Source organism: Mycolicibacter algericus DSM 45454, from assembly GCF_002086455.1.
GTDB classification, from domain to species: Bacteria; Actinomycetota; Actinomycetes; order Mycobacteriales; family Mycobacteriaceae; genus Mycobacterium; species Mycobacterium algericum.
The window spans coordinates 246,344-272,320 of sequence record NZ_MVHC01000001.1 but is presented as its reverse complement, the minus strand read 5'-3'; the positions used below and the strand labels follow the sequence as shown (position 1 = coordinate 272,320).

Below are 25,977 nucleotides of genomic sequence, written 5' to 3'. Positions count from 1 at the left end.
GCGGTAGCCGCGGTCGGCGTGCCAGACTCTCCGGTCATGGGCGCACTGCAGCGGATCGTGATCACCGGAGCCCGCGGCCAGGTCGGCCGGTTCCTGACCGGGCGCGCCGCCGAGGCGGGCCGAGACGTGCTGGCACTGTCCTCGGCGCAGTGCGACATCACCGATCCCGGCGCCGTCGACGCCGTCGACCTGCGCGCCGGTGACCTGCTGGTCAACTGTGCCGCCTATACCGCCGTCGACGCCGCCGAGACCGACTCTGAGCGCGCCCACGCCGTCAACGCGGCGGGGCCGGGCCACCTGGCCGCCGCCTGCGCCCGGGCGGGCGCGCGGCTGATCCACATCTCCACCGACTACGTCTTCGACGGCGACTTCGGCGGCGCCCCGCCGCGCCCTTACGAGCCGGGGGATCCGACCCGGCCGCTCAGTGTCTACGGCGACACCAAACTGGCCGGCGAGAAAGCGGTGCTGGCGGGGTCGCCGGATGCCCTGGTGGTGCGCACCGCCTGGGTCTACACCGGCGCCGCCGGCGGGTCGGACTTCGTCGCGGTGATGCGGGCCCGCGCCCAGGCCGACGAGACGGTGGAGGTGGTCGACGATCAGGTCGGCTCACCGACCTACGTCGGCGACCTGGCCGATGCGCTGCTGCGGCTGGCCGAGGCGTGGCCGGCCGCGCGGCTGCTGCACGCCGCCAACGCCGGCGCCGCGAGCCGCTACGAACAGGCCCGCGCGGTGTTCACCGCGCTCGGCGCCGACGCCGACCGGGTGCGTCCGGTCAGCAGCACCGCCAATCCCCGCCCGGCGGCCCGGCCGGCCTACTCCGCGTTGTCGGGGGTCGACTCGGGGCGGGCCGGCCTGGCGCCGCTGCGCCCATGGCGCGATGCGTTGGCCGCCGCGGTGGCCAGATAACCTCTACGCCGTGAGTGAGGCCCTGCCGGTGGTGACGGTGACCTATTCGCCGGGATGGCATCTGGACCGCTTCCTGGCGTCCTTGTCGTTGGCAACTGACCGTCCGGTGCAGGTGGTGATGGCCGACAACGGGTCGACCGACGGTGCGCCGCAGGAAGCCGTGCAGCGCTATCCCAACGTGGAACTGCTGGTCACCGGGGCGAATCTGGGCTACGGCGGAGCGGTCAACCGGGCGGTGTCCAAGCTCGCCGGCAACGACGAGTGCGGTGAATTTTTTATCGTGGCCAATCCCGACGTGCAGTGGGGGCCCGGCAGCATCGACGCGCTGCTGGAGGCGGCCGCCCGCTGGCCGGACGCGGCCACGCTGGGTCCGCTGATCCGCGAGCCCGACGGCTCGGTCTACCCCTCGGCGCGGCAGCTGCCGAGCCTCATCCGCGGCGGCATGCACGCTGTCATCGGTCCGCTGTGGCGGAACAACCCATGGTCGCGGGCCTATCGGCAGGAACGCCTGGTGCCCAGCGAACGCCCGGTGGGGTGGCTGTCGGGCGCCTGCCTGCTGGTGCGCCGCGCCGCCTTCGACGCGATCGGCGGCTTCGACGAGCGCTACTTCCTTTACATGGAAGACGTGGACCTGGGAGACCGGGTGGGCCGGGCCGGCTGGCTCAACGTCTACGTCCCGGCCGCCGAAGTGCTGCACCAGAAGGGCCACGCCACCGGCAAGGACCCGGCGGCCAACCTGGCGGCGCACCACCGCAGCACCTACACCTATCTGGCCGACCGGCACACCGGGTGGTGGCGGGCGCCGCTGCGCGCGACCATGCGGGGGGCACTGGCGGTGCGCTCACACCTGGCGGTGCGCAACGCTCGCCGCAAACTGACGAGGGGACACCCGTGACACTCAGCCAAGTCGACGCGGTCGTGCTGGTCGGCGGCAAGGGCACCCGGCTGCGGCCGCTGACGCTGTCGGCGCCCAAGCCGATGCTGCCGACCGCCGGTCTGCCCTTCGTGACGCACCTGCTGTCGCGGATCGCCGCGGCCGGCATCGAGCACGTCATCCTCAGCACCTCCTACAAGCCGGCGGTGTTCTCGCAGGAGTTCGGCGACGGGTCGGCGCTGGGCCTGCAGATCGACTACGTGACCGAGGACGAGCCGCTGGGCACCGGCGGCGGTATCGCCAACGTCGCGCCCAAGCTGCGCCACGACACCGCGATGGTGTTCAACGGTGATGTGCTCTCCGGGGCGGACCTGGCCGAGCTGTACGCCTACCACCGTGAGCGTGAGGCCGAGGCCACGCTGCATCTGGTGCGGGTCGGTGACCCGCGCGCGTTCGGGTGCGTGCCCACCGACGACGGCCGGGTCACCGCGTTCCTGGAGAAGACCGAGGACCCGCCGACCGACCAGATCAACGCCGGCTGCTACGTGTTGTCGCGCAACGTCATCGACCGCATTCCGCGCGGCCGGGCGGTCTCGGTGGAGCGCGAGGTGTTCCCGGCATTGTTGTCCGACGGGGACTTCAGCGTCTGCGGCTACGTCGACACCAGCTACTGGCGCGACATGGGCACCCCCGAGGACTTCGTGCGCGGCTCGGCGGATCTGGTGCGCGGGATCGCGCCGTCACCGGCGCTGGGTGGCCGGCGCGGCGAGTCGCTGGTGCACGACGGCGCCGCGGTCGCGCCGGGCACCGTGCTGATCGGCGGCACGGTCGTCGGGCGCGGGGCCGAGATCGGCCCCGGCGCCCGGCTGGACGGCGCGGTGATCTTCGACGGCGTGAAAGTCGAAGCGGGCAGCGTGATCGAACGCTCGATCATCGGGTTCGGCGCCCGGATCGGGCCGCGCGCACTGATCCGCGACGGGGTGATCGGTGACGGCGCCGACATCGGGGCGCGCTGCGAATTGCTGCGCGGCGCGCGGGTGTGGCCGGGGGTGTCGATCCCGGATTGCGGGATCCGCTACTCCAGCGACATCTGAACCCAGTTCTCCCGCTGACACTGCGCTCAGGGCGCACCCTTCTCGAACTTTTCCGCCATACGCGCAGTGTCAACGGGCGCGGCTATCCGCGACCGCCCGCCCCACCAGATACCGCAGCGCGTCGTCGGCATCCGGCGGCAGCGCGTCGACCGGCCACCAGCGCAGGTCGACCGATTCATCGCTGATGCCGATCTGCGCCCCGGCCGGCGCGTGCGCCACGAACTGCAGGTCCAGATGCCGGGTGGGGAGCCCCAGCGAGCAGGTCACCGGATGCACGTGCACGGCCGCCAGGCGCGGGTCGAGCCGCAGCCCGGCGATGCCGGACTCCTCGGCGGCCTCGCGCATCGCCGCGGCGACGATGTCGGCGTCGGAGTCCTCGCAGTGCCCGCCCAGTTGCACCCAGCGGCCGACCCGCGGGTGCAGCGTCAGCAGCGCGTGTTCACCGGTGTGGTCGAGCACCAGCGCGGAGGCGGTGATGTGGCCGGGCACGCATTCGCGCACGCACGCATCGGGGCGGGCGGCCAGAAATGCCAGCACCGCGTGGCGCAGCGCGTCCTGCGCGAAATCCGGTGCGGTCCAACCGGTCAGCGCGTCGACGGCGGAGGCGTGCGTGCTCACCGACGCACCAGCAGGTCATCGACGGCAGCCGGCGGCCGGGGTTCGGTCGGCTCGACGCCGTATCCGATAGCGATGGCGCCCAACGGTTCCCAGTCCGTCGGCAGATCCAGTTCGGCCCGTACCAGATCCGGTGTGAAGATGGTGGACCCGATCCAGCAACTGCCGACACCGCGCACCGCCAGCGCCACCAGCAGCGCCTGAACCGCGGCACCGACCGCGACGGTGAACATGGTGTGTTCGGCGGCGGTGCGGGTCGCGTCCGGGTAGTGGTGGGCGCCGTCGGGCACCATCACCGGGATGACGACTTCAGGTGCCTCGTAGAGGATCCGGCCGCGCGCGACCCGGGCCTCGACGGCCTCGGGGGATTTGCCGTCGCCGGTCAGGTCGGCGCGCCACTTGTCGGCCATGGCGTCGAGCAGCCGGGTGCGCACCCCCGGGCTCTGCAGCCAGACGAACCGCGTCGGCCGGGTGTGGTGGGGTGCCGGGGCGGTCAGCGCCTCGGCGATGGCGTCGGTGATCGTCTCCGCCGGCACCGGCTCGGCGGAGAACGCGCGCACCGAGCGGCGCAGCAGCTGGGCTTGCCGGCGGCCGGCCTCGATGGCCTCGGCGGTGCCGAGCCAGAACAGGTCCTCGGGTCCGGAGCGCACCAGCGTGGCCGCGGTGGATCCGTCGTCGGGACTGACGATGCCGCGCACCACCGCCACCGGGACATCGGTGAGCTTGCCCTTGACCAGGTCGGCGGCCGCCGCCAGTTCGTCGGCGACGGCCACCTCGGTGACGACCAGCTCGTTGCCGTGCCGGTCGACGGCGCCGGCGTAGCCGTTGAGCACGGTCAGACCGGACGCCCCGATCGCGACGTCGATCTGCCCATGGCGCCAGGCGCGGCCCATCGTGTCGGTGATCAGCACCGCGACGTCGACGCCGAGCTGCTCGGCCAGCCGGGCGCGCAACGTCGCGGCGCTGCCGTCGGGGTCGACCGGCAGCAGCGCGAGTTCGCACGCGCCGACGTTGGAGCCGTCCACGCCGGCGGCGGCCTGCACCAGTCCGAGCCGATTCTCGGTGATCCAGGTGCGGCCCTTGCGGGCCAGTACGCGCACCGCCTCGGCCTCCACCAGTTGGCGGCGCAGCGCATCACGCGCCTCGGGGTCGTGGGGCGCAGGAACGATCCGGCCCTCGCACTTGGACACCACCTTGCTGGTGACGACCACGATGTCGCCGTCGGCCAGCCACGGCGCGGCCTGCGCCAGCGCGCCCGCCAGATCGTCGCCCGGCCGGAACTCGCCCAAGCCGGTGACCGGCAGGATCTCGACCTTCGCGGCACTGCCGTGTTCGCCGGGGCCCGTCACGGTGACACGCCCGCGACATCTAGCCCGACGCGCACCATCTCGGCCGTCGCCGCCGGATCGGTCATCAGCAGCGGCGCGCTGCGCACGGTGATACCGGCCGGCTCGTCGGCGGTCTGCTCGCCCTCGTGCACCAGCCAGTAGTCGAGGATTCCGGTCCCGCTGCGCGACCCGTAGTGCTGACCCACGGCGTGTGAGCTGGACTCCAGGCCGATCACGCTCAGGCAGGTGTCGGCCATGCCGCGCAACGGTTTTCCGGCGATGATCGGCGAGTAGCCGACGACCGGCGCCGGGGTGGACCGCAGCGCTGCCCGGACGCCGGGAATGGCCAGGATGGCGCCGATGCTCACCACCGGATTCGACGGCGCCAGCAGCACGATGTCGGCGTCGGCGATGGCTGAGAGGGCTTGCGGTGTCGCGCTGGCCTTCTCGGCGCCCACGAAGCCGAACCCGTGCGTGGGCACTTCGGCGCGGTAGCGCACCCACCACTCCTGGAAGTGGATCGCACGCTGGGTGTCGTCGGCGGGATCGGTGATCACGACATGGGTTTCACAGCTGTCGTCGGTGACCGGCAGCAGCCTCGCGCCGGGCTGCCAGCGGTCGCACAGCGCCGCGGTCACCTCCGTCAGCGGGTAGCCGCCGCGCAGCGCCTGGGTGCGCACCAGATGGGTGGCGAGGTCGCGGTCGCCGAGACCGAACCAGTCCGGTTGCATCCCGTAGCGGGCCAACTCCTCCATCGCGTGCCAGGTCTCGTCGCGGTGCCCCCAGCCGCGCTCGGGGTCCACCCCGCCGCCCAGGGTGTACATGCAGGTGTCCAGGTCCGGGCAGATGCGCACCCCGTGCATCCAGGCGTCGTCGCCGACGTTGACGACCGCGGTCAGCTCGTGTGCCGCAGCGTCGGCCTCGCCGAACCGGCCCAGGCTCAGCAATTTCTGCACGCCGAGCAGGAACTTCGCGCCGCCGACTCCGCCGACGAGAACCGTGACCTTCACAGCGCACGACAGTACCGTTGGCGTGGACGCGACCGGTGTGGCGGACCGCCACAGTGGCCGCTCAGCCGGCCCCGGTAAGACACGCCGAAGCAGGGGTGTGGGCTAGATGACACGGACTCGCCGGTCTCGGACACGTCCGAAATCGGTCACGAGATGGTAAGGAATTTCGCCATTCGGCTTGACCGGACCAGTCATCCCGTGTCTAATCACATCAGTGTCATTTCCCGGTTGGCCAGCCGATTCCGGTGTCGCAGACCGAGATTCGATCACATGTTCGAATTGGGATGGAGAGCATCGCAATACGGGCGACACATCAGAATCGCGCAACCAGGTGAGGAGCGGAGCATGTCCTATGAGCACCTTTGGGGCGTAATGGGAGCGACACCGCATGCCAATACCGGATTCACGGCACCAGCAGAGGCCGAACCGGCGCCCAGCCGGCCACACCTGAGCCTGGTTCCCGAGCTCGACGACTACGACGAATTCGACCCGTTCGACCCGGCCTCGGCCACCAACGAGCAGTGGCAGGACCGCGCGCTGTGCGCGCAGACCGACCCGGAGGCCTTCTTCCCGGAGAAGGGCGGGTCCACCCGCGAGGCCAAGAAGATCTGCCAGCGGTGCTCGGTGCGCAGCGAGTGCCTGGAATACGCGCTGGCGCACGATGAGCGCTTCGGCATCTGGGGCGGCCTGTCCGAGCGTGAGCGCCGTCGCCTCAAGCGCGGCATCATCTGAAGCGCGTCGAACACCGCTGTCGGCCGCTAGTCCTCGATCGTCGGATCGATGACCGTGGGCTCGACATCCAAGTAGGTGGCGACCTGAGCCACCAGGATTTCGTGCAATAAATCCCCGAGTTCCACGCTGTCATTCGCGCGTTGTTCGATCGGCTTGCGGAACAACAATATTCGTGCTCGTGTCGGGTTACCCCGGACATCCACCCCGGCAGGTATCAAGCGAGCCAGCGGAATCGGCCCGTCGGCGACCACCTCCGGGGGCCACTGCACACTGTCGGGATCCTTGGCGGCGATCCGGGGAATCTCGTCGACCGCGACGTCGAGCGCCGCCAGCCGTTGTTTCCAGCGTTGCTCGATGGGCTCGTAGGCCTCCAGCACCGCCATGTCGAACCGTTCGGCCCGGGTGCGCCAGCCGGGCACGGTCGGCGGCAGCAGCGGCCCGCGGGGTTCGCGGCCGCGCCATGGGCGACGCGTGGCGATCACGGAAGAAGATGGTAACGGTTGCGCATAGGGTCTTCGCCCGTTGCGCGTGTCCGGCGCCCCGGGGCTGCGCCGCCACGATAGCCTCGACCGCGTGAAGGTTCCCCGCCGCTGCTGTCGGCCAGGGTGTCCGCACTATGCGGTGGCGACGTTGACGTTCGTCTACTCGGACTCCACCGCCGTGGTGGGCCCGCTGGCGACCGCCGCCGAGCCGCATTCGTGGGATTTGTGTTTCAGCCACGCCGGCCGGATCACCGCCCCGCGCGGCTGGGAACTGGTCCGTCACCCCGGCCCGTGGGTGTCCCCCGAGGAGGACGACCTGATCGCGCTCGCCGAAGCGGTGCGCGAGGGCCAGTCCGGCCAAGCCGCGCCGGCCAACGGGTGGTATCCGCAGGCCGGGCCGGCGGATACCGGCTCCCGGGGCGCTTCCTCGGGCACCCCCGGCGGCGGCGTACTGGCGCCGCCCGGCCCGCCGGGCAAGAGCAACGGCAGGCGTCGCGGCCACCTGCGCGTGTTGCCGGACCCTTCGGACTGATCGGACGTTCCGGGCTAGGCTTGAGCGTCAAGAGTCCACTTCGTCAGGAGCCCTGTCCATGTCTCGGCCCGCTGCGGCTGTCCACCGTGTGATCAAGGCGTACGACGTACGTGGTCTGGTCGGTTCGGAGATCGATGAATCCCTGGTCGCCGAGGTCGGCGCCGCGTTCGCCCGGCTGATGGCCGACGAGGGCGCCCGGCAGGTGGTGATCGGCCACGACATGCGGGACAGTTCGCCCCCGCTGTCGGCGGCGTTCGCCGAGGGGGTGATCGCCCAGGGCCTCGACGTGATCCGGATCGGGCTGGCCTCCACCGATCAGCTCTACTTCGCCTCCGGGTCGTTGGACTGTCCGGGGGCGATGTTCACCGCCAGCCATAATCCGGCCGCCTACAACGGCATCAAGCTGTGCCGGGCGGGCGCCAAGCCGGTCGGCGCCGACTCCGGCCTGGACCGGATCCGCGATGAGCTGATCGCCGGGGTGGCGCCCGATGCCGGCCGGGCCGGATCCCGCGGGGCGGTCTCCGACCGCGACGTACTGGCCGACTACGCGGCGTTCCTGCACTCCTTGGTCGACATCTCCGGTGGGCGCCCGCTGCGGGTGGCCGTGGACGCCGGCAACGGCATGGCCGGACACACCGCTCCGGCGGTGTTCGGCTCGCTGCCGGCGATCACGTTGCTGCCGCTGTATTTCGAGCTCGACGGGAACTTCCCCAACCACGAGGCCAATCCGCTGGACCCGGCCAACCTGGTCGATCTGCAGGCGTTCGTCCGCGACAGCGGCGCCGATATCGGGCTGGCCTTCGACGGCGACGCCGACCGGTGCTTCGTGGTCGATGAGCGCGGCGAGCCGGTTTCGCCGTCGGCGGTGACCGGCCTGGTCGCCGCCCGGGAACTGGCCCGCGAACCCGGAGCGACGGTGATCCACAACCTGATCACCTCCCGCGCGGTGGCCGAACTGGTGGCCGAGCGCGGCGGCACGCCGTTGCGGTCACGGGTCGGACACTCCTATATCAAGGCGGTGATGGCCGAGACCGGCGCCATCTTCGGCGGGGAACACTCGGCGCACTACTACTTCCGGGACTTCTGGGGGGCCGACTCGGGGATGCTCGCAGCGCTGCATGTGCTGGCCGCGCTCGGCGAGCAGCAGCGGCCGCTGTCGGAGCTGACCGCCGACTACCAGCGTTATGCGGCCTCCGGCGAGATCAACTACACCCTGGCCGACGGCGTCGACGCGCAAGCCTATGCGGACGCCGTGGTCGCGTCGTTCGGCGAGCAGGCATCCGTCGACCATCTCGACGGGGTGACCGTCGACCTGGGCGGAGGCAGCTGGTTCAACCTGCGCAGCTCCAACACCGAACCGCTGCTGCGGCTCAACGTGGAGGCCCCCGATTCCGCCGCGGTCGATGCGGTGGTGGCCCGGGTCACCGAACAGGTCGAGGCCGTCACCGCCGCCGAGAAGTCACGGTCGTGAACGCGTTCCCCGGATCCTTCTCGTCCACCGTCGACCTCGACGACGCCGAGGCGTTGCTGGCCGCTGACCGCGACGGGGCGCTGTGGGCCGCGTCGATGGCCGGGGCGCAGGTGCGCGCCACCGCCGCCGCGGTCGCCGAGGGCGCCTTGGACACCGTGCGAGGTGACATCCGGGACTTTCCGGCGCGCACCCTGATCTGGGTGGCGACCCGCGGCGCGGCGGCGACGGCGGGGAGCCTGCTGGCCGCGGCCCGGGGGGATTCGGCTCGCGAACCGCTGGTGCTGGCCGCCGAGGCCCCGGCCTGGATGGGCTCGCTGGACGTGCTGGTGGTCGCCGGCGACGATCCGGGAGATCCCGCGCTGGTCGCCGCGGCCGCCGCCGGGGTGCGCCGCGGCGCGCGGGTCGTGGTGGCCGCGCCCTACCAGGGCCCGTTGCGCGATGCCACCGCCGGCCGTGTCGCGGTGCTCGAGCCGAGGGTCGGGGTCCCCGACGAGTTCGGGCTGCCTCGCTACCTGGCCGCCGGGCTTGCCGTGCTCGAGGCCGTGGAGCCGGGGAATCCCGCCGCGCAGATCGACCTGGGCGTGCTGGCCGACGAACTGGATGCCGAGGCGCTGCGCAACAGCGCCGGGCGCGAGCTGTTCACCAACCCGGCGAAGATCCTGGCCGACCGGATCGTCGGCCGCGACGTCGCCCTGGCCGGTGACTGCGCGGCATCGCTGGCACTGGCCCGGCACGGTTCGGCGATGATGCTGCGGATCGGGCGGACCGCGGTGGCGGCGACCGGGCTGGCCGACGCGGTGAGCGCGCTGCGCGCCCGGGCCGCGGACGGCGCCGGCGGATCCGCTGATATTTTTCATGACGAGCAGATCGACGGGCCGGCTGCAGAGCGGCTGCGAGTGCTGGCCTTGGCACTGTCGGCCGAGCGGACGGTGGTGGCGGCCCGGATCAGCGGGCTGCGCGATGTCGACCTGATCGGCGCCGGGGACGTGCCGCTGACACCGTCGGCAGCCGAGGAGACGTCGGGTCCGGCGGCCGTGCCGGCACCGGCCGGACCGGGCCGGGCCGAGCAACAGCTTGCAGTACTGGCTGTGCGGTTGGAGATGGCCGCCGCCTACGTGCGACTTTTACGAGGTTGACGGGAACAGTGGAACCACTACGCGGCGCGATACGGACCTACGCCTGGGGATCGCGGACCGCCATCGCTGAGTTCACCGGGCGGCCGGTCCCGGCGGCGCACCCGGAGGCCGAGCTGTGGCTGGGCGCCCACCCCGGCGACCCGGCCTGGCTGGAGACCGCCACCGGCGAGGTGTCGCTGCTGGAGGTCTTGAACGCCGACTGGGAGGGCCAACTCGGGCCGGTGGCCCACGCCCGCTTCGGTGACCGGCTGCCGTTCCTGGTCAAGGTGCTCGCCGCCGACGAGCCATTGTCGCTGCAGGCCCACCCCAGCGCCATGCAGGCGATCGAGGGCTACGAGCGGGAGGAGCGGCTCGGGGTTCCGGTGTCCTCGCCGATCCGCAACTACCGCGACACCAGCCACAAACCCGAACTGCTGGTGGCGTTGCAGCCGTTCGAGGCGCTGGCCGGCTTCCGTCCCGCGGCGCGCACCGTCGAGTTGCTGCGGGCGCTGGCGGTATCGGACCTCGATCCGTTCATCGACCTGCTCGGCGGCCAGGCCGGCGGCGATCGCCCCGCCCTCGATCCCGCCGATGCCCAGTCCGACGCCGACGGGCTGCGGGCGCTGTTCACCACCTGGATCACCGCGCCCCAACCCGATCTCGACGTCCTGGTTCCCGCGGTACTCGAGGGTGCCATCCAATACCTGCATTCGGAGGCCGGCGAATTCGCAGCCGAGGCCAAGACCGTGCTCGAACTCGGTGAGCGCTATCCGGGCGACGCCGGCGTGCTGGCGGCGCTGCTGCTCAATCGGATCAGCCTGGCGGCCGGCGAGGCCATCTTCCTGCCGGCCGGCAACCTACACACCTATCTGCACGGGGTCGGGCTGGAGGTGATGGCCAACTCGGACAACGTGCTGCGGGGCGGCCTGACGCCCAAGCACGTCGACGTGCCCGAGTTGCTGCGGGTGCTGGACTTCACCCCGACCACCGAGGAGGCGCTGCGGCCGACGATCCACTCCGACGGGCCCGAGGTGGTCTACCAGACCCCGGCCGAGGAGTTCGCGGTGTCCCGGTTGACGCTGGACGGCGCCCACCTCGGTCATGAGCTGGACGCTCCGGCCCACCATGACGGCCCGCAGATCCTGCTGTGCACCGAGGGCTCGGTCACCGTGCACGCCAAGTCGGGGAGCCTGATCCTGCGCCGCGGCGAGTCGGCCTGGGTGCCCAGCGACGACGGGCCGATCCGACTGCTGGCCCAGCAACAGGCCGTGCTGTTCCGGTCGACGATAGGTCTGTGAGTGTCCACCTCCGGTAGCACCAGGGCGATCCTGGCGGCGCTGTTGGCCAACGCCGGGATCGCGGTCGCGAAGTTCACCGGGTACGTGATCACCGGCAGCGCCGCCATGCTCGCCGAGGCGGTGCACTCGGTGGCAGACACCTCCAACCAGGCGCTGCTGCTGTTCGGGCAGCGGGCCGCCGCCAAGGCTCCCGATGAGTTGCATCCGTTCGGATACGGCCGCAGCCGCTACTTCTGGTCGTTCGTGGTGGCACTGGTGCTGTTCAGCCTGGGCTCGATGTTCGCGTTGTACGAGGGCTACAAGAAGGTTCACCACCCGGTCGAGTTGAGTTCGCCCGTGGTGGCGATCGTGATCCTGGTGGTGGCGATCGGGATGGAGACATTCAGTTTTCGCACCGCGGTGGTGGAGTCGCGCCCGTTCAAGGGTGAGGGCAGCTGGCTGCGGTTCCTGCACACCTCACGCACCCCGGAGCTTCCGGTGGTGCTACTGGAGGACACCGCAGCGTTGATCGGCCTGGTGCTGGCGTTGATGGGTGTGGGCCTGAGTGTGGTCACCGGCAATCCGGTGTGGGACGGCGTGGCAACCCTGGGCATCGGCGTGCTGCTGGGCGTCGTTGCGGTGTTCTTGATGGTCGAGATGCACAGTCTGCTGATCGGTGAGGGCGCCACGGTCGCCGAGGACCGGGCCATCCGCGCGGCGCTGGAGCAGACCCGTAACGTCACCCGGCTGATCCACATCCGCACCCTGTATCTCGGGCCCGACGAGATGCTGGTGGGCGCTAAGATCGCGCTGCTTCCGCAGCTGGATCTAGCCGCCGTCGCCGCCACCATCGACGATGCCGAAGCCAACGTCCGCAGGGCGGTACCGGCAGCCCGGGTGATCTACCTCGAACCCGACCTGGACCGCACCGCTGTGCCAGACTCGCGGCAGCAGAAAGGTTGATCGCTTTGTCCAGCTTCTCCTACCGGCAGCTCACCGCCGCCTGTCAGGCCGGCGGTGCCAGCACGCTGAGGGTGTACACCGAACTGGCCCCCGCCGGCGGGCCGCATGTCGCGATCAGCCCGGCCCACCGCGCCGGACGCGGCCCGGCGGCCATCGCCCACGAGACCCGGCTGATCGACGGCAATCCGACCGCGTCGGTGATCATCGACGACAACCAGAGCCAGATCCAGCGGGTGGAAGCCGCGATCCTGCAGGGCATCCGCGATCAGCATCCGGTCCTGAGCCGGGTGCCGCGGCTGGAGGTGTCCTACGAAGGCGGCCGGACGGTTTACACCGATCTGGAGCTGCCGCAACGGATTTTCGACGGCCACTTCCTGACCGGCTCGGTCGGCGGCAAGCCGGCGATCGCCCACCCGGCCTACCGGGCCGCACGCGAGAGCACTCCCGAGAATGCCCGTGCCGTGGCCGAGTTGAGCCCGGGCAGCCTGGTTTTCGGTGCGATCGACGCCGCCCGCGGCACCGGCCAGAGCCGCTTCCGCGGCGTGTTGTCCGGCGAGATCATCGGGGTGCTCGTCGACGGTGCGCCGACGGATTCGCGCGCCGCGGCCGAGTCCGGTGTCTGCTGCGGCCGCATCATTCGCACCCAGGTGCTGAGCTTCGCCGCGCTGCGGCAACTGCGCTTCGACTGCGGGATCGCCGGGGATGAGGCCGGCCGCGCGCTGCTGGCCGCCTACGCGCTGGCGGGGCTGACCCGCGCCAACTCCGAGCTGAGCATCCGGGCCAACTGCGACCTGGTCGAGACCGGCCCGACGACGCTGAAACTCGACGCCCGCGACGGCGAATTCGTCGAGTTGGCGGCGCTGTCGATCGAGCAGGCCGACGAACTGCTGGAGCGCGCGCTGGTGGCGGCCTACCGGGAGGCCGACATCACCTGGCGCGGCCAGGTGTTGGCTGTCAGCGGGAATTCCGGCGCCTACGCCGCGGCCCAGAACGGCGGAGTGGCGCAGCAGGAACCGGTCGCGCACGAGCCGCGCCGGTTCCGGCTGCCGCACTTCATCGCCGAGCGGCGACTCAGCTCGCGGCGCTGAGCAGCAGCCGCGCCGACTTCTCCAACCGGTCGGCGATCTGCTGGTAGGAGCCGTACCCCATCCCGGCTCGCACCAGCGCCCCGGAGTAGAGCAGCTCCAGTGAATCGACCAGGTCCGGTTCGCCGCCGGGGCCCACCGCGGCGGCCAGTCGGTCATGGATCTCGGTACCGATCCGGCGGCGCAGATGCTCGACGTCGGGGTCGCTGCCGAGCAGCGCAGCGGTGACCGCGCCGGCCAACTCGGCCTCGTCGGCGACCAGCAGCGCGATGTGGCGCAGCACGGTGACGACTCGGACCGTGCGGTCGGGGGAGTCGACCGTCGGGGCCGGTGCCAGGGCCAGCCGGCGCCAGAAGATCTCGGCGACCAGGTGCTCTTTCGACGAGAAGTATGTGTAGGCGGTCGCGGCGCCGATCCCGGCCTCGGCGGCCACCATGCGAATCGTCAGGCCGGAGAAACCCTCCCGGCCCAGCACCGTGACCGCGGCGCGGCTCAGCCGCTCCACGGTGTCAGCCTGTTTGGCCGTCAGCCGACGACGCGTCGACTCCCGAGCCACCGGACTGGACACATGTCTGGACGCTACTACAACAGCGCAGCGGAGGCTAGCGTAGTTTGCCTGCATGGCATCTGATGAGACCCAGCGACTGTTCGACCTGGCCGACCGGGTGACCGGCTTCATGCCCGAGGACGAGGGCCGGGCGCTTCACCAGGCCGCGGTCGATGCGCTCGACGGCGGCGTGGCGGTCGAGATCGGAACCTACTGCGGCAAATCCACCGTGCTGCTCGGCGCTGCGGCGCACGAGCGCGACAGTGTGCTCTACACCGTCGACCACCATCACGGATCCGAGGAGCACCAACCGGGCTGGGCGTACCACGACGTCACCATGGTCGACCCGCACAGCGGCCGGTTCGACACGCTGCCGGCGTTCCGGCGCACCCTCGATCAGGCCGGCCTCGACGACACCGTGGTGGCGGTGGTGGGCAAGTCCAGCGTGGTGGCCCGGGGCTGGCGCACCCCGCTGCAGTTGCTGTTCATCGACGGCGGCCACAGCGAGGCGGCCGCGCAGCAGGACTTCGACGGCTGGGCGCGCTGGGTCGACCGGGGCGGCGTGCTGGTGATCCACGACGTGTTCCCGGATCCGGCCGACGGCGGTCAGGCGCCCTACCAGATCTATTGCCGGGCAATCGATAGCCGGCAGTTCGAGCAGGTGTCGGAGTCGGGGTCGCTTCGAGTGCTGCGGCGCACGTCCGGGGTTGCCGGCGACGACGTCTAGCGCGGCAGTTCGGCGCAGGCGCAGTCGTAGTCGCCTTCCAGCCCGCGGGGCAGGTCGGCGCCGCGGAAGATCCCGGCGCCGGCAGTGGTGTCCGACAGCGCATCGGCGGCCAGGATGACGGCGGCCCCGGTCCAGGTGGTGCGCTCCACCGGCCAGCGTTTCCCGTCGGAGAAAACCAAGCCGGTCCAATAGGATCCGTCCGCCTCGCGCAGATGCTGCATCGCTGCGAGCTGGTTGCGGGCCGCATCGGCCCGGCCCATCGCGTCCAATGCCAGCACCAGCTCGCAGGTTTCGGCGCCGGTCACCCACGGCCGATCGTCGACGCAACGGATACCCAGGCCGTCGACGACGAAGGCGTCCCACCGCGCGGCGATCCGCTCATCGGCCGCCGGGCCGCGCAGTGCACCGGTGAGCACCGGGTAGTACCAGTCCATCGCGTGATGCGGCTTCTCGGTGAACGCGCCGGGGTGGGCGGTGATCGCGTGCCCGAGCCGTCCCAGCGCCACCTCCCACTCCGGTTGCGGCGCACCGAGATAGTCGGCGAGGGCGAGCGCGCATCGGATGCTGTGGTAGATGCTGGCGCATCCGGTCAGCAACGCCTCGGGGACCGGACCGGCCGGAGACGCCGCCCAGCAGATCTCCCCGGAGCCCCGCTGCAGCCCCAGCACGAAGTCGATCGCAGCTGCCACCGTCGGCCACATGGCTACGGCGAACGGCCGATCTCCGGTGATCAGCACGTGGTGCCAGACCCCGGTGGCGATATAGGCGCAGAAGTTACTGTCACTGTTGGCGTCCTCGATCTCACCGGCCCGCAACTGAATCGGCCACGACCCGTCGGCACGCTGGGAGTCCCGCGACCAGTCGAACGCCGCGCGGGCGGGCTCGATCAGTCCGGCCGCGGTGAGCGCCATAGCGCATTCGACGTGATCCCACGGGTCGGTGTGCCCAGTGGCCGACCACGGAATCGCCCCCGACGATTCCTGCACCGCAGCGATCGAGGCCGCGGTCTGACGGCACTGCTGCGGGGTGAGCACACCGGGAACGCCCGGCGCGCCGGCCTCAGCGGAGCGCATGGGTTCTCGCCGAGGTGGTGAAGTCGGCCTTGGTGAAATACATGGCGACGCTCTTGCCGACCACCGGATTGAGCACCGCCTCGGCGACTCGGGTGGCCGACGGCCGCGACATCATGTCCCAGACCAGCAGCTTATGGTAGGCCGACACCAGCGGATGATCCGGATTATTGACCCCCACAGCACATTTGAGCCACCAGAACGGTGCGTGCAGCCCGTGGGCGTGATGCGATCCGGTGAATCGCAGCCCGGCGCCGGTGATCTTGTTGCGCAACGCGGACGCCCGGTAGATCCGGATGTGACCGCCCTCGTTGCTGTGGTACTCGTCGGAGAGCAGCCAGCAGATCTGCTCGGGCAGCCAGCGGGGCACGCTCACCGCCAGCGTGCCGCCGTCGGCGAGCACCCGGATCAGCTCGGCGATCGCGGCACCGTCCGCCGGGACGTGCTCGAGGATCTCCGAGGCGATCACGACATCGAACGCGCCGTCGGGGTAGGGCAGCGCCAGGGCGTCGCCGACCACCGCGCGGGCCGACGCGCCCGCCGGAGCCTCCCCGGCCTCGGCCATCGCAGCGAACATGGTTGCGACACCGTCGATCTCGTCGGCGTCCTGGTCGAACGCGATGACGTCGGCACCGCGGCGGTAGGCCTCGAACGCGTGCCGTCCGGCGCCGCAGCCCACGTCGATCACCGTCGTCCCGGCTCCGATCCCCAGCCGGTCGAAGTCCACGGTCAACACGGTGCCGCGCTCCGCTGGATCGCGTCGCGGTAGACGGCGACGGTCGCCGCGGCGACGGCCGGCCAGCTGTAGACATCCAGGGCGCGGCGGCGGCCCGCCGCGCCGAGCCTCCGGCGTCGGTCGGGGTCGTCGAGCAGCACGCCCAGCGCCCGCGTCAGCGCCGCCGCGTCGCCGGGCGGCACCAAGTGCGCGCAGACCCCGTCGTCGCCGAGCACCTCGGGCAGCGCGCCAGCCCGGCTGGCCACCACGGGGGTGCCGCTGGCCATCGCCTCCACCGCCGGCAGCGAGAACCCCTCGTAGAGCGAGGGGATGCAGACCAGTTCGGCAGAAGCCAGCACCGCCGCCAGTTCGGCGTCGGTCAGGCCGCTGGAGACCGTCACGATGTCGGCGATCCCGAGTTCGGCGATGAGCTTCTCGGTCACCCCGCCCCGTTCCAGCTTCGCCACCAGCTGCAGCTCCACGTCACGCTCGGTGCGCAGTTCGGCCACCGCCGCCAGCAGATGTGCCACCCCCTTGAGCGGCACGTCGGCGCTGGCGATCGCCACGATGCGCCCGGCGACCCGCGGCCCTACGCGGGGCCGGAAGACCTCGGTGTCCACCCCCAGCGGGACCACCTTGAGCCGAGCCGGGTCCACCTCGAAGTCGGCGGCGATGTCGGCGGCCGAGGTGCTCGAGACGGTCAGCAGCTCGGGGAGCCGGCGAGCCACTCGCTTCTGCATCTCGGCGAACCCGTACCAGCGGTGCACCGCCGGTTTGCGCCACCACGGCGCGGCGGCCAGGTCCAGCCGCCGGTCGCGGGTGATCGGATGGTGCACGGTGGCCACCACCGGCAGCCCGGTCGCCGCGATCCGCAGCAGGCCCGTGCCGAGGCACTGGTTGTCGTGGACGACGTCGAAGTCGTCGCGGCGGGCGGCGAGCAGCCGGGCGGCGCGCAAGCTGAAGGTGCGCGGCTCCGGGAACCCGGCGGTCCACATGGTGGTCAGCTCCAGCAGGTCGATGCGGTTGCGGATCTCGCTGGGCCGCGGCACCCGGAAGGGGTCCGGTTCGCGATACAGGTCCAGGCTCGGTACCTCGCGCAGCTGCACCGCCGGGTCGAGCCGCTCGGGGTAGGGCTGCCCGGAGAACACCTCGACGCGGTGGCCGAGCTCGGCGAGCCCCCGGCTGAGGTGTCGTACGTAGACGCCCTGGCCGCCGCAGTGCTCCTTGCTGCGATAAGACAGCAGCGCGATCCGCAGACGCTCGACATCATCGGCTGGCTGTCTGGACATGTGTCCAGATATTAGGTTGCTTAGCTAAGTGACGCAATCAGGGCGCCGCGCCGCAGGTCAGGCCGGCGGGTCGATGGCGGCGAAGTTCACCGTCGCGGTGGCTGCGAGCTGGTCGTCGTTGCCGCGGTAGATGTCGACCTGGACCACCACCGAGCGCCGGCCGGTGCGCAGGATGGCCGCGACGGCACGGGCGGGCCCGATCTTGATCGGCCGCAGATACCGGATGAACAGATCCGTGGTGGCGATCGCGTTGCCGAACGCGGTGCTACGGGCGGCGAGCTGCCCGGCCGCCACGTCGGCCATGGTGGCGATCAAGCCGCCCTGCAGCCCGCCGGCGGTGTTGACCACCCGCTCATCGACCGGCATCTCCATGGTCAGGGTGTCATCGGGCGACGGCACCTCCTGCAGGCCGAGCTGGTCGAACAACTCCCTGATCGATTGAGGTGCGGTCATGGCGTGAGTCAGCGCGCCTCGGCGTCGTCCCAGACCTGCGACATGGTGCGCAGAATCTCCTCCGCGCGCCCCAGTCCGGCCAGATGACTCTCACCGGGCAGCGGGTAGAGCTGCGCGTCGGGCAACAGCGAGACCGCGTGCTCGCCGTGGGCGAACGGGACGATGTGGTCGGCATCTCCGTGCCACCAGTGCACCGGCACCTTCACCTCGTCGAGCCGGAAACCCCAGTACCGGGCGAACAACACGGCGTCGGCGATGGGCGCGGCAAGCTGCTTGCGGGAGCCGTTGAGCAGGTCGTCGAGGAACATCGCCTTGAACTCCGGCCGGGCCAGCAACCGGCGGTCGCCCTCCGGGGAGATCAGCGCATAGAGCTCCAGCGCCGGTTCGGCGACCGGCCGGATCATCCGGATCAAGCCGGTGGCCAGGATGCCGATCGGGCGCCCGGCGCGCTGCAGCACCGGCTCGGCGATCCGGGCCAGCGTCATCAGGCCACTGTCGATGGCATCGGGGCCCACGGCCGGGGCGACACCGCCCAGAATCCCGGCGGCCACCACCCGCTCGGGCATCGCCGCGGCGCACGCCAGGGTGTACGGGCCGCCGCCGGACAGTCCGATGACCGCCATCTTGTCGATGCCGAGCGTGTCGGCCACGCTGCGCAGATCCTCGGCGAACTGCGACACCGTCTCGTACTGATACGGCGTTGAGGAGCCGATACCGGGCCGGTCCACCCCGATCAGCCGGATGCCGGCCTCCTTGGCGACGACCCGCGCCTCGACCGGGATCTGCCGCCGGGCGCCGGGGGTGCCGTGCAGCCAGAACATCGCCCGGCCGTGCGGGGCACCGAACTCGGCGAAGCCGAGCTGACGGTCTTCACCGACGGCTATCTTGCCCTCGATCTGAGGTCGGGCGATCGCGTAAACCATGCCCAGAGTGTGACATGACGGTGGGAGCTGGGTCACATCCCGGTGGCCGGCACCAGGATCGGTTCGCCGGTCGGCATGGACATCACGGTGGGTTCGGAGCGGCCGCGCAGCACCGCCGTCTCGTGCGTCGCCCAGCGCGCCCGTTCGTCGTCGTCGGCGCGTTCCAGTGCCGTCTGGGAACACAGCGCGCGGGCGGCCACGGTCTTGGCGCGATCGGCCAGCCGCGCGGCCTCGTTGACGGCGTCACCGACCACGGTGTACTCGTAGCGGTTCTCGCTGCCGATGTTGCCGGCGAACACCGGCCCGGCCGAGACGCCGATCCCGAAGTCCACCAACGGCAGCCGCCGCAGCTGGGTGAGCAGGGTCCGCGCGGTGGCCAGCGCCGCTGCGGCCGCACCGTCGGAGGCGACCGGGGCGCCGAACACCGCCAGCGCCGCATCGCCCTGGAACTTGTTGATCGAGCCGCGCCGCGCGTCGACGGCGGCCACCACGATACGGAAGAAGTCGTTGAGCACCGCGGCGACCTCATCGGGCGGGTGAGTGGCCGCCAGTTCGGTCGAGCCCATCAGGTCGATGAACAGGATCGCCGCGTCCTGCACCTGGCCCGACAACGCGAGATCCCGCTCCACTGCCAGCCGGGCCACCTCCGGGCCGACGTGCCGGCCGAAGAGGTCCCGCAGCCGGTCGCGTTCGCGCAGGCCGGCAACCATGCGATTGAACCCGGTTTGCAACCGGCCGATCTCGGAGTGCTCGTAGACGCCGACGGCGACGTCCCGCTCGCCGTGCTGGACCCGGGCCATCGCGCGCACCACCTCGCCGACCGGATCGGAGATCGAGCGGGCCACCAGGATCATGGCGCGCATGCCGAGCAGCACCGCCACCAGGCACAGCACCAGCACCGGGATCTCCACCGAGGCGTCGCGGTCGATGACCCAGCCCATCCGTCGGCAGACGATGAGGATGATGATCGCCGCGGCGGGCAGCGCGCTGGTGATGAACCACATGGTGACCAGCCGCGGCAGCACGCCGGGGGCGTTCTCGCGGATCTCGGTCTCGCGCCAGGCGGCGGCCACGATTGGCCGAAACGTGCGATGGGTGAACAGCATGCTGGTGCTCACCGTTGCGGTTCCGCCGAAGACGACGACCAGGCTCTGCAGCAGGATCATCCCGGCGTCGCTCGAGCGCACGGTGGCCAGGCCGATCGCTCCGCCGATCACCCAGGTGCCGAACACGACCGCCGACTGCCGGCGCACGATGTGCACGGCCGCGCGGCGCTGCGCGGCGTCGGGCTGTTGTCCGGCGGTGTACCAGCGCAGCGTGGGGGCGATGCTGACGGTGCCCGCGATGGCCACGCTGAGCGTGCTGAGCGCGACGAGCACCACGGTCAGGACCACGTAATCCGAGCGCCAGATACCGGTGCCGCTGTGGGTCTCACCGCTCAGCGACATCACCACAGCGATCGCTTCGGTACTGGTGAGCAATTGCGCGAACGCCAGCCCGGCGGCGTAGTGGGCGCCGAGTCGCAGCGCTGTGGGCGGCCGCGAATCCGCCCCCGGCCCTGCAGTGATCATCGCGGTCGTGCCCGTCCGTGAGTGGGTTGTGCATTCAAAGTTATACGGCTGCGCGGATGCCGTTGCACCAAATGTTCGTGTACAAATCAGCATCAAATGTCTAGACACCGGACGAACTGCGAGGTAATGTCCATCCGCAACGGTGGTTGAACTCACAAGGAGGGCAGGAATTTGAGCACCGAGGCGGCAGCGGAGGTCTGGCGGGACAAGAAGCGCTACCTGTGGCTGATGGGCCTGATCGCCCCGACGCTGCTGTTCACCATGCTGCCGATGATCTGGGTGATGAACCGGCTCGGCTGGCACGTCGCCGCCCAGCTGCCGTTCTGGATCGGGCCGATCCTGGTCTACATCCTGTTGCCGGCGCTGGATCTGCGGTTCGGCGCCGACGGTCAGAATCCGCCGGACGAGCTGATGGCGCAGCTGGAGAGCGACCGGTACTACCGCTACTGCACCTACGCCTACATCCCGTGCCAGTACGCCAGCGTCGTCATGGGCGCCTACCTGTTTACCGCAACCGATCTGAGCTGGTTGGGAGTCGAGGGGTCTCTCAGCTGGTTCGCCAAGATCGGGCTGGCGTTGTCGGTGGGAACCCTGGGCGGCGTCGGCATCAACACCGCGCACGAGCTGGGTCACAAGAAGGATCGGCTGGAGCGGTGGCTGGCGAAGATCACCCTGGCGCAGGTCTGCTACGGCCACTTCTACATCGAGCACAACCGCGGCCACCACGTGCGGGTGGCCACTCCGGAAGACCCCGCGTCGGGCCGGTTCGGCGAGACGTTCTGGGAGTTCTTGCCGCGCAGCGTGTTCGGTGGGTTGCGCTCGGCCTGGCAGCTGGAGGCCGCGCGGCTGCGCCGACTCGACAAGAATCCGGCGGACCCGAGAACCTGGCTGTCCAACGACGTGGTCAACGCCTGGCTGATGTCGGTGGTGCTGTGGGGTGTGCTGATCGCGGTGTTCGGCCCGGCGCTGATCCCGTTCGTGATCATCCAGGCCGGCTACGGCTTCTCGCTGCTGGAGTCGGTGAACTACATCGAGCACTACGGCCTGCTGCGCCAGACCCGCGCCAACGGTCGCTACGAGCGCTGCACACCCGAACACAGCTGGAATTCCGACCACTTGGTGACCAACCTGTTCCTCTACCACCTGCAGCGGCACAGTGACCACCACGCCAACCCGACGCGGCGCTATCAGACGCTGCGCAGCATGGACGAGGCGCCGAACCTGCCCAGTGGGTACGCCTCGCTCATCGGGCTGACCTACCTCCCGCCGTTGTGGCGAGCCCTGATGGACCACCGGGTGTTGGCCCACTACGACGGCGACATCACCCGGGTCAACATCGAGCCGCGCCGGCGGGCGAAGATCCTGGCCCGCTACGGTGCGCCCCTGGACGAAGGGGCGGCCGCGTGATGGCGAGCTACCGCTGCCCGGGCTGCGACTACGTCTACGACGAGGCGCTCGGCGCGCCCCGCGAGGGCTTTCCGGCCGGCACCCCGTGGGCGCAGGTGCCCGACGACTGGTGCTGCCCGGACTGCGCGGTACGCGAGAAGGTGGACTTCGAGCAGGTCCACGCGTGACACCCGCTAATCTCGCGGTGGTGAAACGCGTCCCGTACGCCGAGGCATCCCGGGCGCTGCTGCGCGACTCGGTCCTCGATGCGATGCGGGAGCTGTTGACCAGCCGGGACTGGTCGTCGATCACACTCGCCGCGGTAGCGGAGGCGGCCGGGGTCAGCCGGCAGACCATCTACAACGAATTCGGTTCCCGTCAGGGCTTGGCGCAGGGCTACGCGATCAGGCTGGCCGACCGGCTCGTCGACGCTGTCGAGCGCGCCATCTACGACAACGTCGGCGACGTCCACGCTGCGTTTCTGGAGGGATTCCGGTCCTTCTTCTCCTCCTCGGCCGCCGACCCGCTGGTGATCTCGCTGCTGACCGGTGCCGCCAAGCCGGACCTGCTGCAGATCATCACCACCGACAGCGGCCCGATCATCACCCGCTGCTCGGCACGGCTCACCTCGTCGTTCATGCACAGCTGGGTCAAGGCCAGCGAGGAGGACGCCGGAATCCTGGCCCGGGCGATCGTCCGGCTGGCCATGAGCTATGTCTCGATGCCGCCGGAGGCCGACCACGATGTGGCCGCTGACCTGGCCCGATTGTTCACCCCGGCAGCCGAGACCTATGGGGTCCTAGACATCTGACTGACGTCGATTGACCCGCTCGAGCAGACTCGGCTTCCCGCCGGTAGCTTGTAGCGGAGCTGATTTCACCGAACCTACGGGGGCGCACTGATGAGTTTGACCGCAGACAGCCGTAACGGCATCGACTACAAGGTCGCCGACCTGTCGCTGGCCGACTACGGCCGCAAGGAGATCCGGCTGGCCGAGCACGAGATGCCCGGCCTTATGGCGCTGCGCAACGAGTACCACGGCGTCAACCCGCTCAAGGGCGCTCGCATCACCGGCTCGCTGCACATGACCATCCAGACCGCCGTGCTCATCGAGACGTTGGTGGACCTCGGTGCTGAAGTGCGATGGGCGTCGTGCAACATCTTCTCCACCCAGGACCACGCCGCCGCCGCGGTCGTCGTCGGCCCGCACGGCACCGTCGAGGAGCCCAAGGGCACCCCGGTGTTCGCCTGGAAGGGCGAGAGCCTCGAGGAGTACTGGTGGTGCGCTGAGCAGGCCCTGACCTGGGAGGGCGAACCGGCCAACATGATCCTCGACGACGGCGGCGACGCCACCATGATGGTGCTGCGCGGCGCCCAGTACGAGAAGGCCGGCGTGGTGCCGCCCGCCGAGGACGGCGACTCGCACGAGTGGAAGGTCTTCCTGGGCACGCTGCGCGACCGCTTCGAGACCGACAAAACCAAGTGGACCAAGATCGCCGAGTCGGTCCAAGGCGTCACCGAGGAGACCACCACCGGCGTGCTGCGGCTGTACCAGCTGGCCGCCGCCGGCGAGCTGGCGTTCCCGGCGATCAACGTCAACGACTCGGTCACCAAGAGCAAGTTCGACAACAAGTACGGCTGCCGGCACTCGCTGATCGACGGCATCAACCGGGGCACCGACGCGCTGATCGGCGGCAAGAAGGCACTGGTCTGCGGCTTCGGTGACGTCGGCAAGGGCAGTGCGGAGTCCCTCAAGGGCCAGGGCGCCCGGGTGACCGTCACCGAGATCGACCCGATCAACGCGCTGCAGGCGCTGATGGAGGGCTACGACGTGGCGACCGTCGAGCAGGCCATCGGTGAGGCCGACATCGTCATCACCACCACCGGCAACAAGGACATCATCACCCTCGAGCACATGAAGGCGATGAAGAACCAGGCCATCCTGGGCAACATCGGCCACTTCGACAACGAGATCGACATGGCCGCGCTGGAGACCTCCGGCGCCGTCCGCGACAACGTCAAGCCGCAGGTCGACGTGTGGACCTTCCCCGACACCGGCCGCTCGATCATCGTGCTGAGCGAGGGCCGGCTGCTCAACTTGGGCAACGCCACCGGCCACCCGTCGTTCGTGATGAGCAACAGCTTCTCCAACCAGGTGATCGCCCAGATCGAGCTGTGGACCAAGGGCGACGAGTACGACAACGAGGTCTACCGGCTGCCCAAGCACCTCGATGAGAAGGTGGCCCGCATCCACGTCGAGGCACTCGGTGGCACGCTGACCAAGCTGACCAAGGACCAGGCCGAGTACATCGGCGTCGACGTCGAAGGCCCCTACAAGCCGGACCACTACCGGTACTGACCCTCTCCGCCGACCAGACGTGAAAGCCCCCATTTCCGCAAGAATTTGGGGGCTTTCGCGTCTGGTCGCGAGGGGTTTCCCGCCGTGCTGATCGCGATCGAGGGGGTCGACGGCGCCGGCAAGAACACCCTCACCAACGGGCTGCGCGCGGCGTTCGAGGCCGCCGGGAAGTCGGTGGCCAGCCTGGCCTTCCCGCGCTACGGCGTCTCGGTGACCGCCGATGTCGCCGCCGAGGCGCTGCGCGGCCGGCACGGCGACCTGGCGGACTCGGTGTATGCGATGGCAATGCTGTTCGCGCTGGACCGGGCCGGGGCCAAAGACCAGATCGCCGGACTGTGCCGCGAACATGATGTGGTGATCCTGGACCGGTATGTGGCCTCCAGTGCGGCCTACAGCGCCGCCCGGCTGCGTCAGGACGCCGACGGGGAGGTGGTGGCCTGGGTGCGCGAGCTGGAGTTCGAGCGGCTCGGGCTGCCCGCGCCGGACTGGCAGGTGCTGCTCGACGTCCCCGCCGAGCTCGCCGCCCAGCGTGCCCGCGACCGCGAGACGCGCGACGCCGCCCGGGCCCGCGACAGCTACGAACGTGACGACGGTCTGCAGCGCCGCACCGGCGAGGTGTACCGCGGGTTGGCCCGCGCCGGCTTCGGCGGCCCCTGGCAGTTGGCCGGTCCGACGGTCGCCCCGGCCGAGCTGGCCGGCGTTCTGTGCGGTTAACCTGCGAAACGCGGGTGTGGTAGCAGGGTTTTATCTCGATCTGGTGACACCATGTACGCCATGAGGCAAAGGATTCTCGTCGTCGATGACGACGCTTCGCTGGCCGAGATGCTCACCATCGTGCTGCGCGGGGAGGGTTTCGACACCGCGGTCGTCGGCGACGGCACCCAGGCGCTCACCGCGGTGCACGAGCTGCGCCCCGATCTGGTGCTGCTGGACCTGATGCTGCCCGGCATGAACGGCATCGACGTGTGCCGGGTGCTGCGCAAGGACTCCGGCGTGCCGATCGTGATGCTCACCGCCAAGACCGACACCGTCGATGTGGTGCTCGGGCTGGAATCGGGCGCCGACGACTACATCATGAAGCCGTTCAAGCCCAAGGAGCTGGTGGCCCGGGTGCGCGCGCGGCTGCGCCGTAACGACGACGAGCCGGCCGAGATGCTCTCGATCGCCGACATCGACATCGACGTGCCGGCACACAAGGTCAGCCGCGGCGGTGAGCAGATCTCCCTGACGCCGCTGGAATTCGACCTACTGGTGGCGCTGGCACGCAAACCCCGCCAGGTGTTTACTCGTGAGGTGCTCCTCGAACAGGTCTGGGGATACCGGCACCCAGCCGACACCCGGCTGGTGAACGTGCACGTCCAGCGCCTGCGGGCCAAAGTAGAGCAAGACCCGGAGAATCCGACCGTGGTGCTGACCGTTCGAGGAGTGGGTTACAAGGCCGGACCTCCGTGAT

The 25,977-nt window shown here is 70.3% G+C and carries 28 protein-coding genes; 17 read left to right on the top strand and 11 right to left on the bottom strand.

What is annotated here, in order from left to right; translation table 11 throughout:
- Positions 1-36: 36 nt before the first annotated feature.
- The 3 genes from rfbD to manB are packed head-to-tail and all read left to right on the top strand — an operon-like array spanning position 37 to position 2,874.
- Positions 37-906, top strand: coding sequence for a dTDP-4-dehydrorhamnose reductase (gene rfbD / locus BST10_RS01295; RefSeq protein WP_083035937.1), 870 nt, complete (start codon positions 37-39; stop codon positions 904-906).
- A 10-nt stretch (positions 907-916) separates the two neighbouring features.
- On the top strand, positions 917-1,801 hold the full coding sequence (locus BST10_RS01290) for a glycosyltransferase family 2 protein (RefSeq protein WP_083035934.1): 885 nt from the start codon (positions 917-919) through the stop codon (positions 1,799-1,801).
- The gene (gene manB, locus BST10_RS01285) at positions 1,798-2,874 is read left to right on the top strand and encodes a mannose-1-phosphate guanylyltransferase (RefSeq protein WP_083035932.1); all 1,077 of its coding nucleotides are present in this window, start codon (positions 1,798-1,800) and stop codon (positions 2,872-2,874) included. Before BST10_RS01290 ends, manB begins: the two co-directional genes overlap by 4 nt.
- A gap of 69 nt (positions 2,875-2,943) precedes the next feature.
- Here the strand turns inward: manB and BST10_RS01280 are convergent, their stop codons facing one another.
- From BST10_RS01280 to cofD, 3 genes are read right to left on the bottom strand one after another with little or no spacing between them, the layout of a single operon-like run.
- Complete coding sequence (locus BST10_RS01280; protein ID WP_083035930.1) at positions 2,944-3,492, bottom strand: NUDIX domain-containing protein; 549 nt, start codon at positions 3,490-3,492, stop codon at positions 2,944-2,946.
- A complete protein-coding gene (locus BST10_RS01275; RefSeq protein WP_083035927.1) occupies positions 3,489-4,838 on the bottom strand; it encodes a coenzyme F420-0:L-glutamate ligase in 1,350 nt (449 codons plus the stop codon). Before BST10_RS01275 ends, BST10_RS01280 begins: the two co-directional genes overlap by 4 nt.
- Positions 4,835-5,827, bottom strand: coding sequence for a 2-phospho-L-lactate transferase (gene cofD / locus BST10_RS01270; protein WP_083035924.1), 993 nt, complete (start codon positions 5,825-5,827; stop codon positions 4,835-4,837). Before cofD ends, BST10_RS01275 begins: the two co-directional genes overlap by 4 nt.
- A 372-nt stretch (positions 5,828-6,199) precedes the next feature.
- On the opposite strand from cofD, the gene BST10_RS01260 reads away from it, so the two are divergent.
- Positions 6,200-6,559 (top strand): WhiB family transcriptional regulator, encoded by a 360-nt coding sequence (locus BST10_RS01260; protein ID WP_041318462.1) that lies wholly within the window; start codon positions 6,200-6,202, stop codon positions 6,557-6,559.
- Between the two features lie 26 nt (positions 6,560-6,585).
- On the opposite strand, the gene BST10_RS01255 is transcribed toward BST10_RS01260, so the two are convergent.
- Positions 6,586-7,041: a metallopeptidase family protein gene (locus tag BST10_RS01255; RefSeq protein ID WP_013829937.1), complete on the bottom strand. Its 456-nt coding sequence runs from the start codon at positions 7,039-7,041 to the stop codon at positions 6,586-6,588.
- Positions 7,042-7,132: 91 nt separating this feature from the next.
- On the opposite strand from BST10_RS01255, the gene BST10_RS01250 reads away from it, so the two are divergent.
- From BST10_RS01250 to BST10_RS01225, 6 genes are read left to right on the top strand one after another with little or no spacing between them, the layout of a single operon-like run.
- Positions 7,133-7,573 (top strand): DUF3499 domain-containing protein, encoded by a 441-nt coding sequence (locus tag BST10_RS01250; RefSeq protein ID WP_081465668.1) that lies wholly within the window; start codon positions 7,133-7,135, stop codon positions 7,571-7,573.
- Between the two features lie 58 nt (positions 7,574-7,631).
- Complete coding sequence (locus BST10_RS01245; protein ID WP_083035921.1) at positions 7,632-9,044, top strand: phosphomannomutase/phosphoglucomutase; 1,413 nt, start codon at positions 7,632-7,634, stop codon at positions 9,042-9,044.
- A complete protein-coding gene (locus BST10_RS01240) occupies positions 9,041-10,180 on the top strand; it encodes a TobH protein (protein WP_083035918.1) in 1,140 nt (379 codons plus the stop codon). Before BST10_RS01245 ends, BST10_RS01240 begins: the two co-directional genes overlap by 4 nt.
- 8 nt (positions 10,181-10,188) lie before the next feature.
- On the top strand, positions 10,189-11,457 hold the full coding sequence (gene manA / locus BST10_RS01235) for a mannose-6-phosphate isomerase, class I (protein ID WP_083035916.1): 1,269 nt from the start codon (positions 10,189-10,191) through the stop codon (positions 11,455-11,457).
- A complete protein-coding gene (locus tag BST10_RS01230; protein WP_083035913.1) occupies positions 11,458-12,399 on the top strand; it encodes a cation diffusion facilitator family transporter in 942 nt (313 codons plus the stop codon). It abuts the gene before it with no gap.
- A gap of 5 nt (positions 12,400-12,404) precedes the next feature.
- Positions 12,405-13,487 (top strand): type I-U CRISPR-associated protein Cas7, encoded by a 1,083-nt coding sequence (locus BST10_RS01225; protein ID WP_083035911.1) that lies wholly within the window; start codon positions 12,405-12,407, stop codon positions 13,485-13,487.
- On the opposite strand, the gene BST10_RS01220 is transcribed toward BST10_RS01225, so the two are convergent.
- The gene (locus BST10_RS01220; RefSeq protein WP_083035909.1) at positions 13,471-14,052 is read right to left on the bottom strand and encodes a TetR/AcrR family transcriptional regulator; all 582 of its coding nucleotides are present in this window, start codon (positions 14,050-14,052) and stop codon (positions 13,471-13,473) included. The genes BST10_RS01225 and BST10_RS01220 overlap by 17 nt on opposite strands.
- Positions 14,053-14,104: 52 nt before the next feature.
- On the opposite strand from BST10_RS01220, the gene BST10_RS01215 reads away from it, so the two are divergent.
- Positions 14,105-14,758: a class I SAM-dependent methyltransferase gene (locus tag BST10_RS01215; protein ID WP_083035907.1), complete on the top strand. Its 654-nt coding sequence runs from the start codon at positions 14,105-14,107 to the stop codon at positions 14,756-14,758.
- Here BST10_RS01215 and BST10_RS01210 read toward each other — a convergent pair.
- From BST10_RS01210 to BST10_RS01185, 6 genes are all read right to left on the bottom strand, one after another.
- Positions 14,755-15,831 (bottom strand): MMP endo-(1,4)-3-O-methyl-alpha-D-mannosidase, encoded by a 1,077-nt coding sequence (locus BST10_RS01210; protein WP_083035905.1) that lies wholly within the window; start codon positions 15,829-15,831, stop codon positions 14,755-14,757. The two genes, BST10_RS01215 and BST10_RS01210, sit on opposite strands and share 4 nt — an antisense overlap.
- A complete protein-coding gene (locus BST10_RS01205) occupies positions 15,818-16,564 on the bottom strand; it encodes a class I SAM-dependent methyltransferase (protein WP_083035903.1) in 747 nt (248 codons plus the stop codon). The genes BST10_RS01210 and BST10_RS01205 overlap by 14 nt, the downstream gene beginning before the upstream one ends.
- A complete protein-coding gene (locus BST10_RS01200; protein WP_083036126.1) occupies positions 16,558-17,799 on the bottom strand; it encodes an MMP alpha-(1->4)-mannosyltransferase in 1,242 nt (413 codons plus the stop codon). The genes BST10_RS01205 and BST10_RS01200 overlap by 7 nt, the downstream gene beginning before the upstream one ends.
- Before the next feature lie 90 nt (positions 17,800-17,889).
- Positions 17,890-18,285, bottom strand: coding sequence for a PaaI family thioesterase (locus tag BST10_RS01195; protein ID WP_013829923.1), 396 nt, complete (start codon positions 18,283-18,285; stop codon positions 17,890-17,892).
- A gap of 8 nt (positions 18,286-18,293) precedes the next feature.
- Complete coding sequence (locus tag BST10_RS01190; RefSeq protein ID WP_083035901.1) at positions 18,294-19,208, bottom strand: alpha/beta fold hydrolase; 915 nt, start codon at positions 19,206-19,208, stop codon at positions 18,294-18,296.
- 32 nt (positions 19,209-19,240) lie between these two features.
- Positions 19,241-20,779, bottom strand: a complete 1,539-nt coding sequence (locus BST10_RS01185) for an adenylate/guanylate cyclase domain-containing protein (RefSeq protein WP_083035899.1) — start codon at positions 20,777-20,779, stop codon at positions 19,241-19,243.
- 228 nt (positions 20,780-21,007) lie between these two features.
- On the opposite strand from BST10_RS01185, the gene BST10_RS01180 reads away from it, so the two are divergent.
- From BST10_RS01180 to mtrA, 6 genes are all read left to right on the top strand, one after another.
- Complete coding sequence (locus BST10_RS01180; protein WP_081465667.1) at positions 21,008-22,186, top strand: alkane 1-monooxygenase; 1,179 nt, start codon at positions 21,008-21,010, stop codon at positions 22,184-22,186.
- Positions 22,186-22,353, top strand: a complete 168-nt coding sequence (locus BST10_RS01175) for a rubredoxin (protein ID WP_041318448.1) — start codon at positions 22,186-22,188, stop codon at positions 22,351-22,353. Before BST10_RS01180 ends, BST10_RS01175 begins: the two co-directional genes overlap by 1 nt.
- A 20-nt stretch (positions 22,354-22,373) precedes the next feature.
- On the top strand, positions 22,374-22,976 hold the full coding sequence (alkX, locus tag BST10_RS01170; protein WP_013829918.1) for a TetR family transcriptional regulator AlkX: 603 nt from the start codon (positions 22,374-22,376) through the stop codon (positions 22,974-22,976).
- Between the two features lie 87 nt (positions 22,977-23,063).
- Positions 23,064-24,524, top strand: a complete 1,461-nt coding sequence (gene ahcY / locus BST10_RS01165; protein WP_085975723.1) for an adenosylhomocysteinase — start codon at positions 23,064-23,066, stop codon at positions 24,522-24,524.
- A gap of 84 nt (positions 24,525-24,608) precedes the next feature.
- Positions 24,609-25,238 carry a dTMP kinase gene (locus tag BST10_RS01160; RefSeq protein ID WP_083035897.1) on the top strand — a complete coding sequence of 210 codons (630 nt, stop codon included), beginning with the start codon at positions 24,609-24,611 and terminating at the stop codon, positions 25,236-25,238.
- A gap of 51 nt (positions 25,239-25,289) precedes the next feature.
- The gene (gene mtrA, locus BST10_RS01155; RefSeq protein ID WP_013829915.1) at positions 25,290-25,976 is read left to right on the top strand and encodes a two-component system response regulator MtrA; all 687 of its coding nucleotides are present in this window, start codon (positions 25,290-25,292) and stop codon (positions 25,974-25,976) included.
- The last annotated feature ends 1 nt before the right edge of the window (position 25,977 follow it).

Excerpts from the sequence above, each read along its gene's own strand:
- rfbD (WP_083035937.1), top strand. The coding sequence starts at position 37 with ATGGGCGCACTGCAGCGGATCGTGATCACCGGAGCCCGCGGCCAGGTC.
- BST10_RS01260 (WP_041318462.1), top strand. The coding sequence starts at position 6,200 with ATGGGAGCGACACCGCATGCCAATACCGGATTCACGGCACCAGCAGAG.
- BST10_RS01245 (WP_083035921.1), top strand. The coding sequence starts at position 7,632 with ATGTCTCGGCCCGCTGCGGCTGTCCACCGTGTGATCAAGGCGTACGAC.
- BST10_RS01215 (WP_083035907.1), top strand. The coding sequence starts at position 14,105 with ATGGCATCTGATGAGACCCAGCGACTGTTCGACCTGGCCGACCGGGTG.
- BST10_RS01210 (WP_083035905.1), bottom strand. The coding sequence starts at position 15,831 with ATGCGCTCCGCTGAGGCCGGCGCGCCGGGCGTTCCCGGTGTGCTCACC.
- BST10_RS01195 (WP_013829923.1), bottom strand. The coding sequence starts at position 18,285 with ATGACCGCACCTCAATCGATCAGGGAGTTGTTCGACCAGCTCGGCCTG.
- BST10_RS01190 (WP_083035901.1), bottom strand. The coding sequence starts at position 19,208 with ATGGTTTACGCGATCGCCCGACCTCAGATCGAGGGCAAGATAGCCGTC.
- BST10_RS01185 (WP_083035899.1), bottom strand. The coding sequence starts at position 20,779 with ATGATCACTGCAGGGCCGGGGGCGGATTCGCGGCCGCCCACAGCGCTG.
- BST10_RS01180 (WP_081465667.1), top strand. The coding sequence starts at position 21,008 with ATGGGCCTGATCGCCCCGACGCTGCTGTTCACCATGCTGCCGATGATC.
- BST10_RS01175 (WP_041318448.1), top strand. The coding sequence starts at position 22,186 with ATGGCGAGCTACCGCTGCCCGGGCTGCGACTACGTCTACGACGAGGCG.
- mtrA (WP_013829915.1), top strand. The coding sequence starts at position 25,290 with ATGTACGCCATGAGGCAAAGGATTCTCGTCGTCGATGACGACGCTTCG.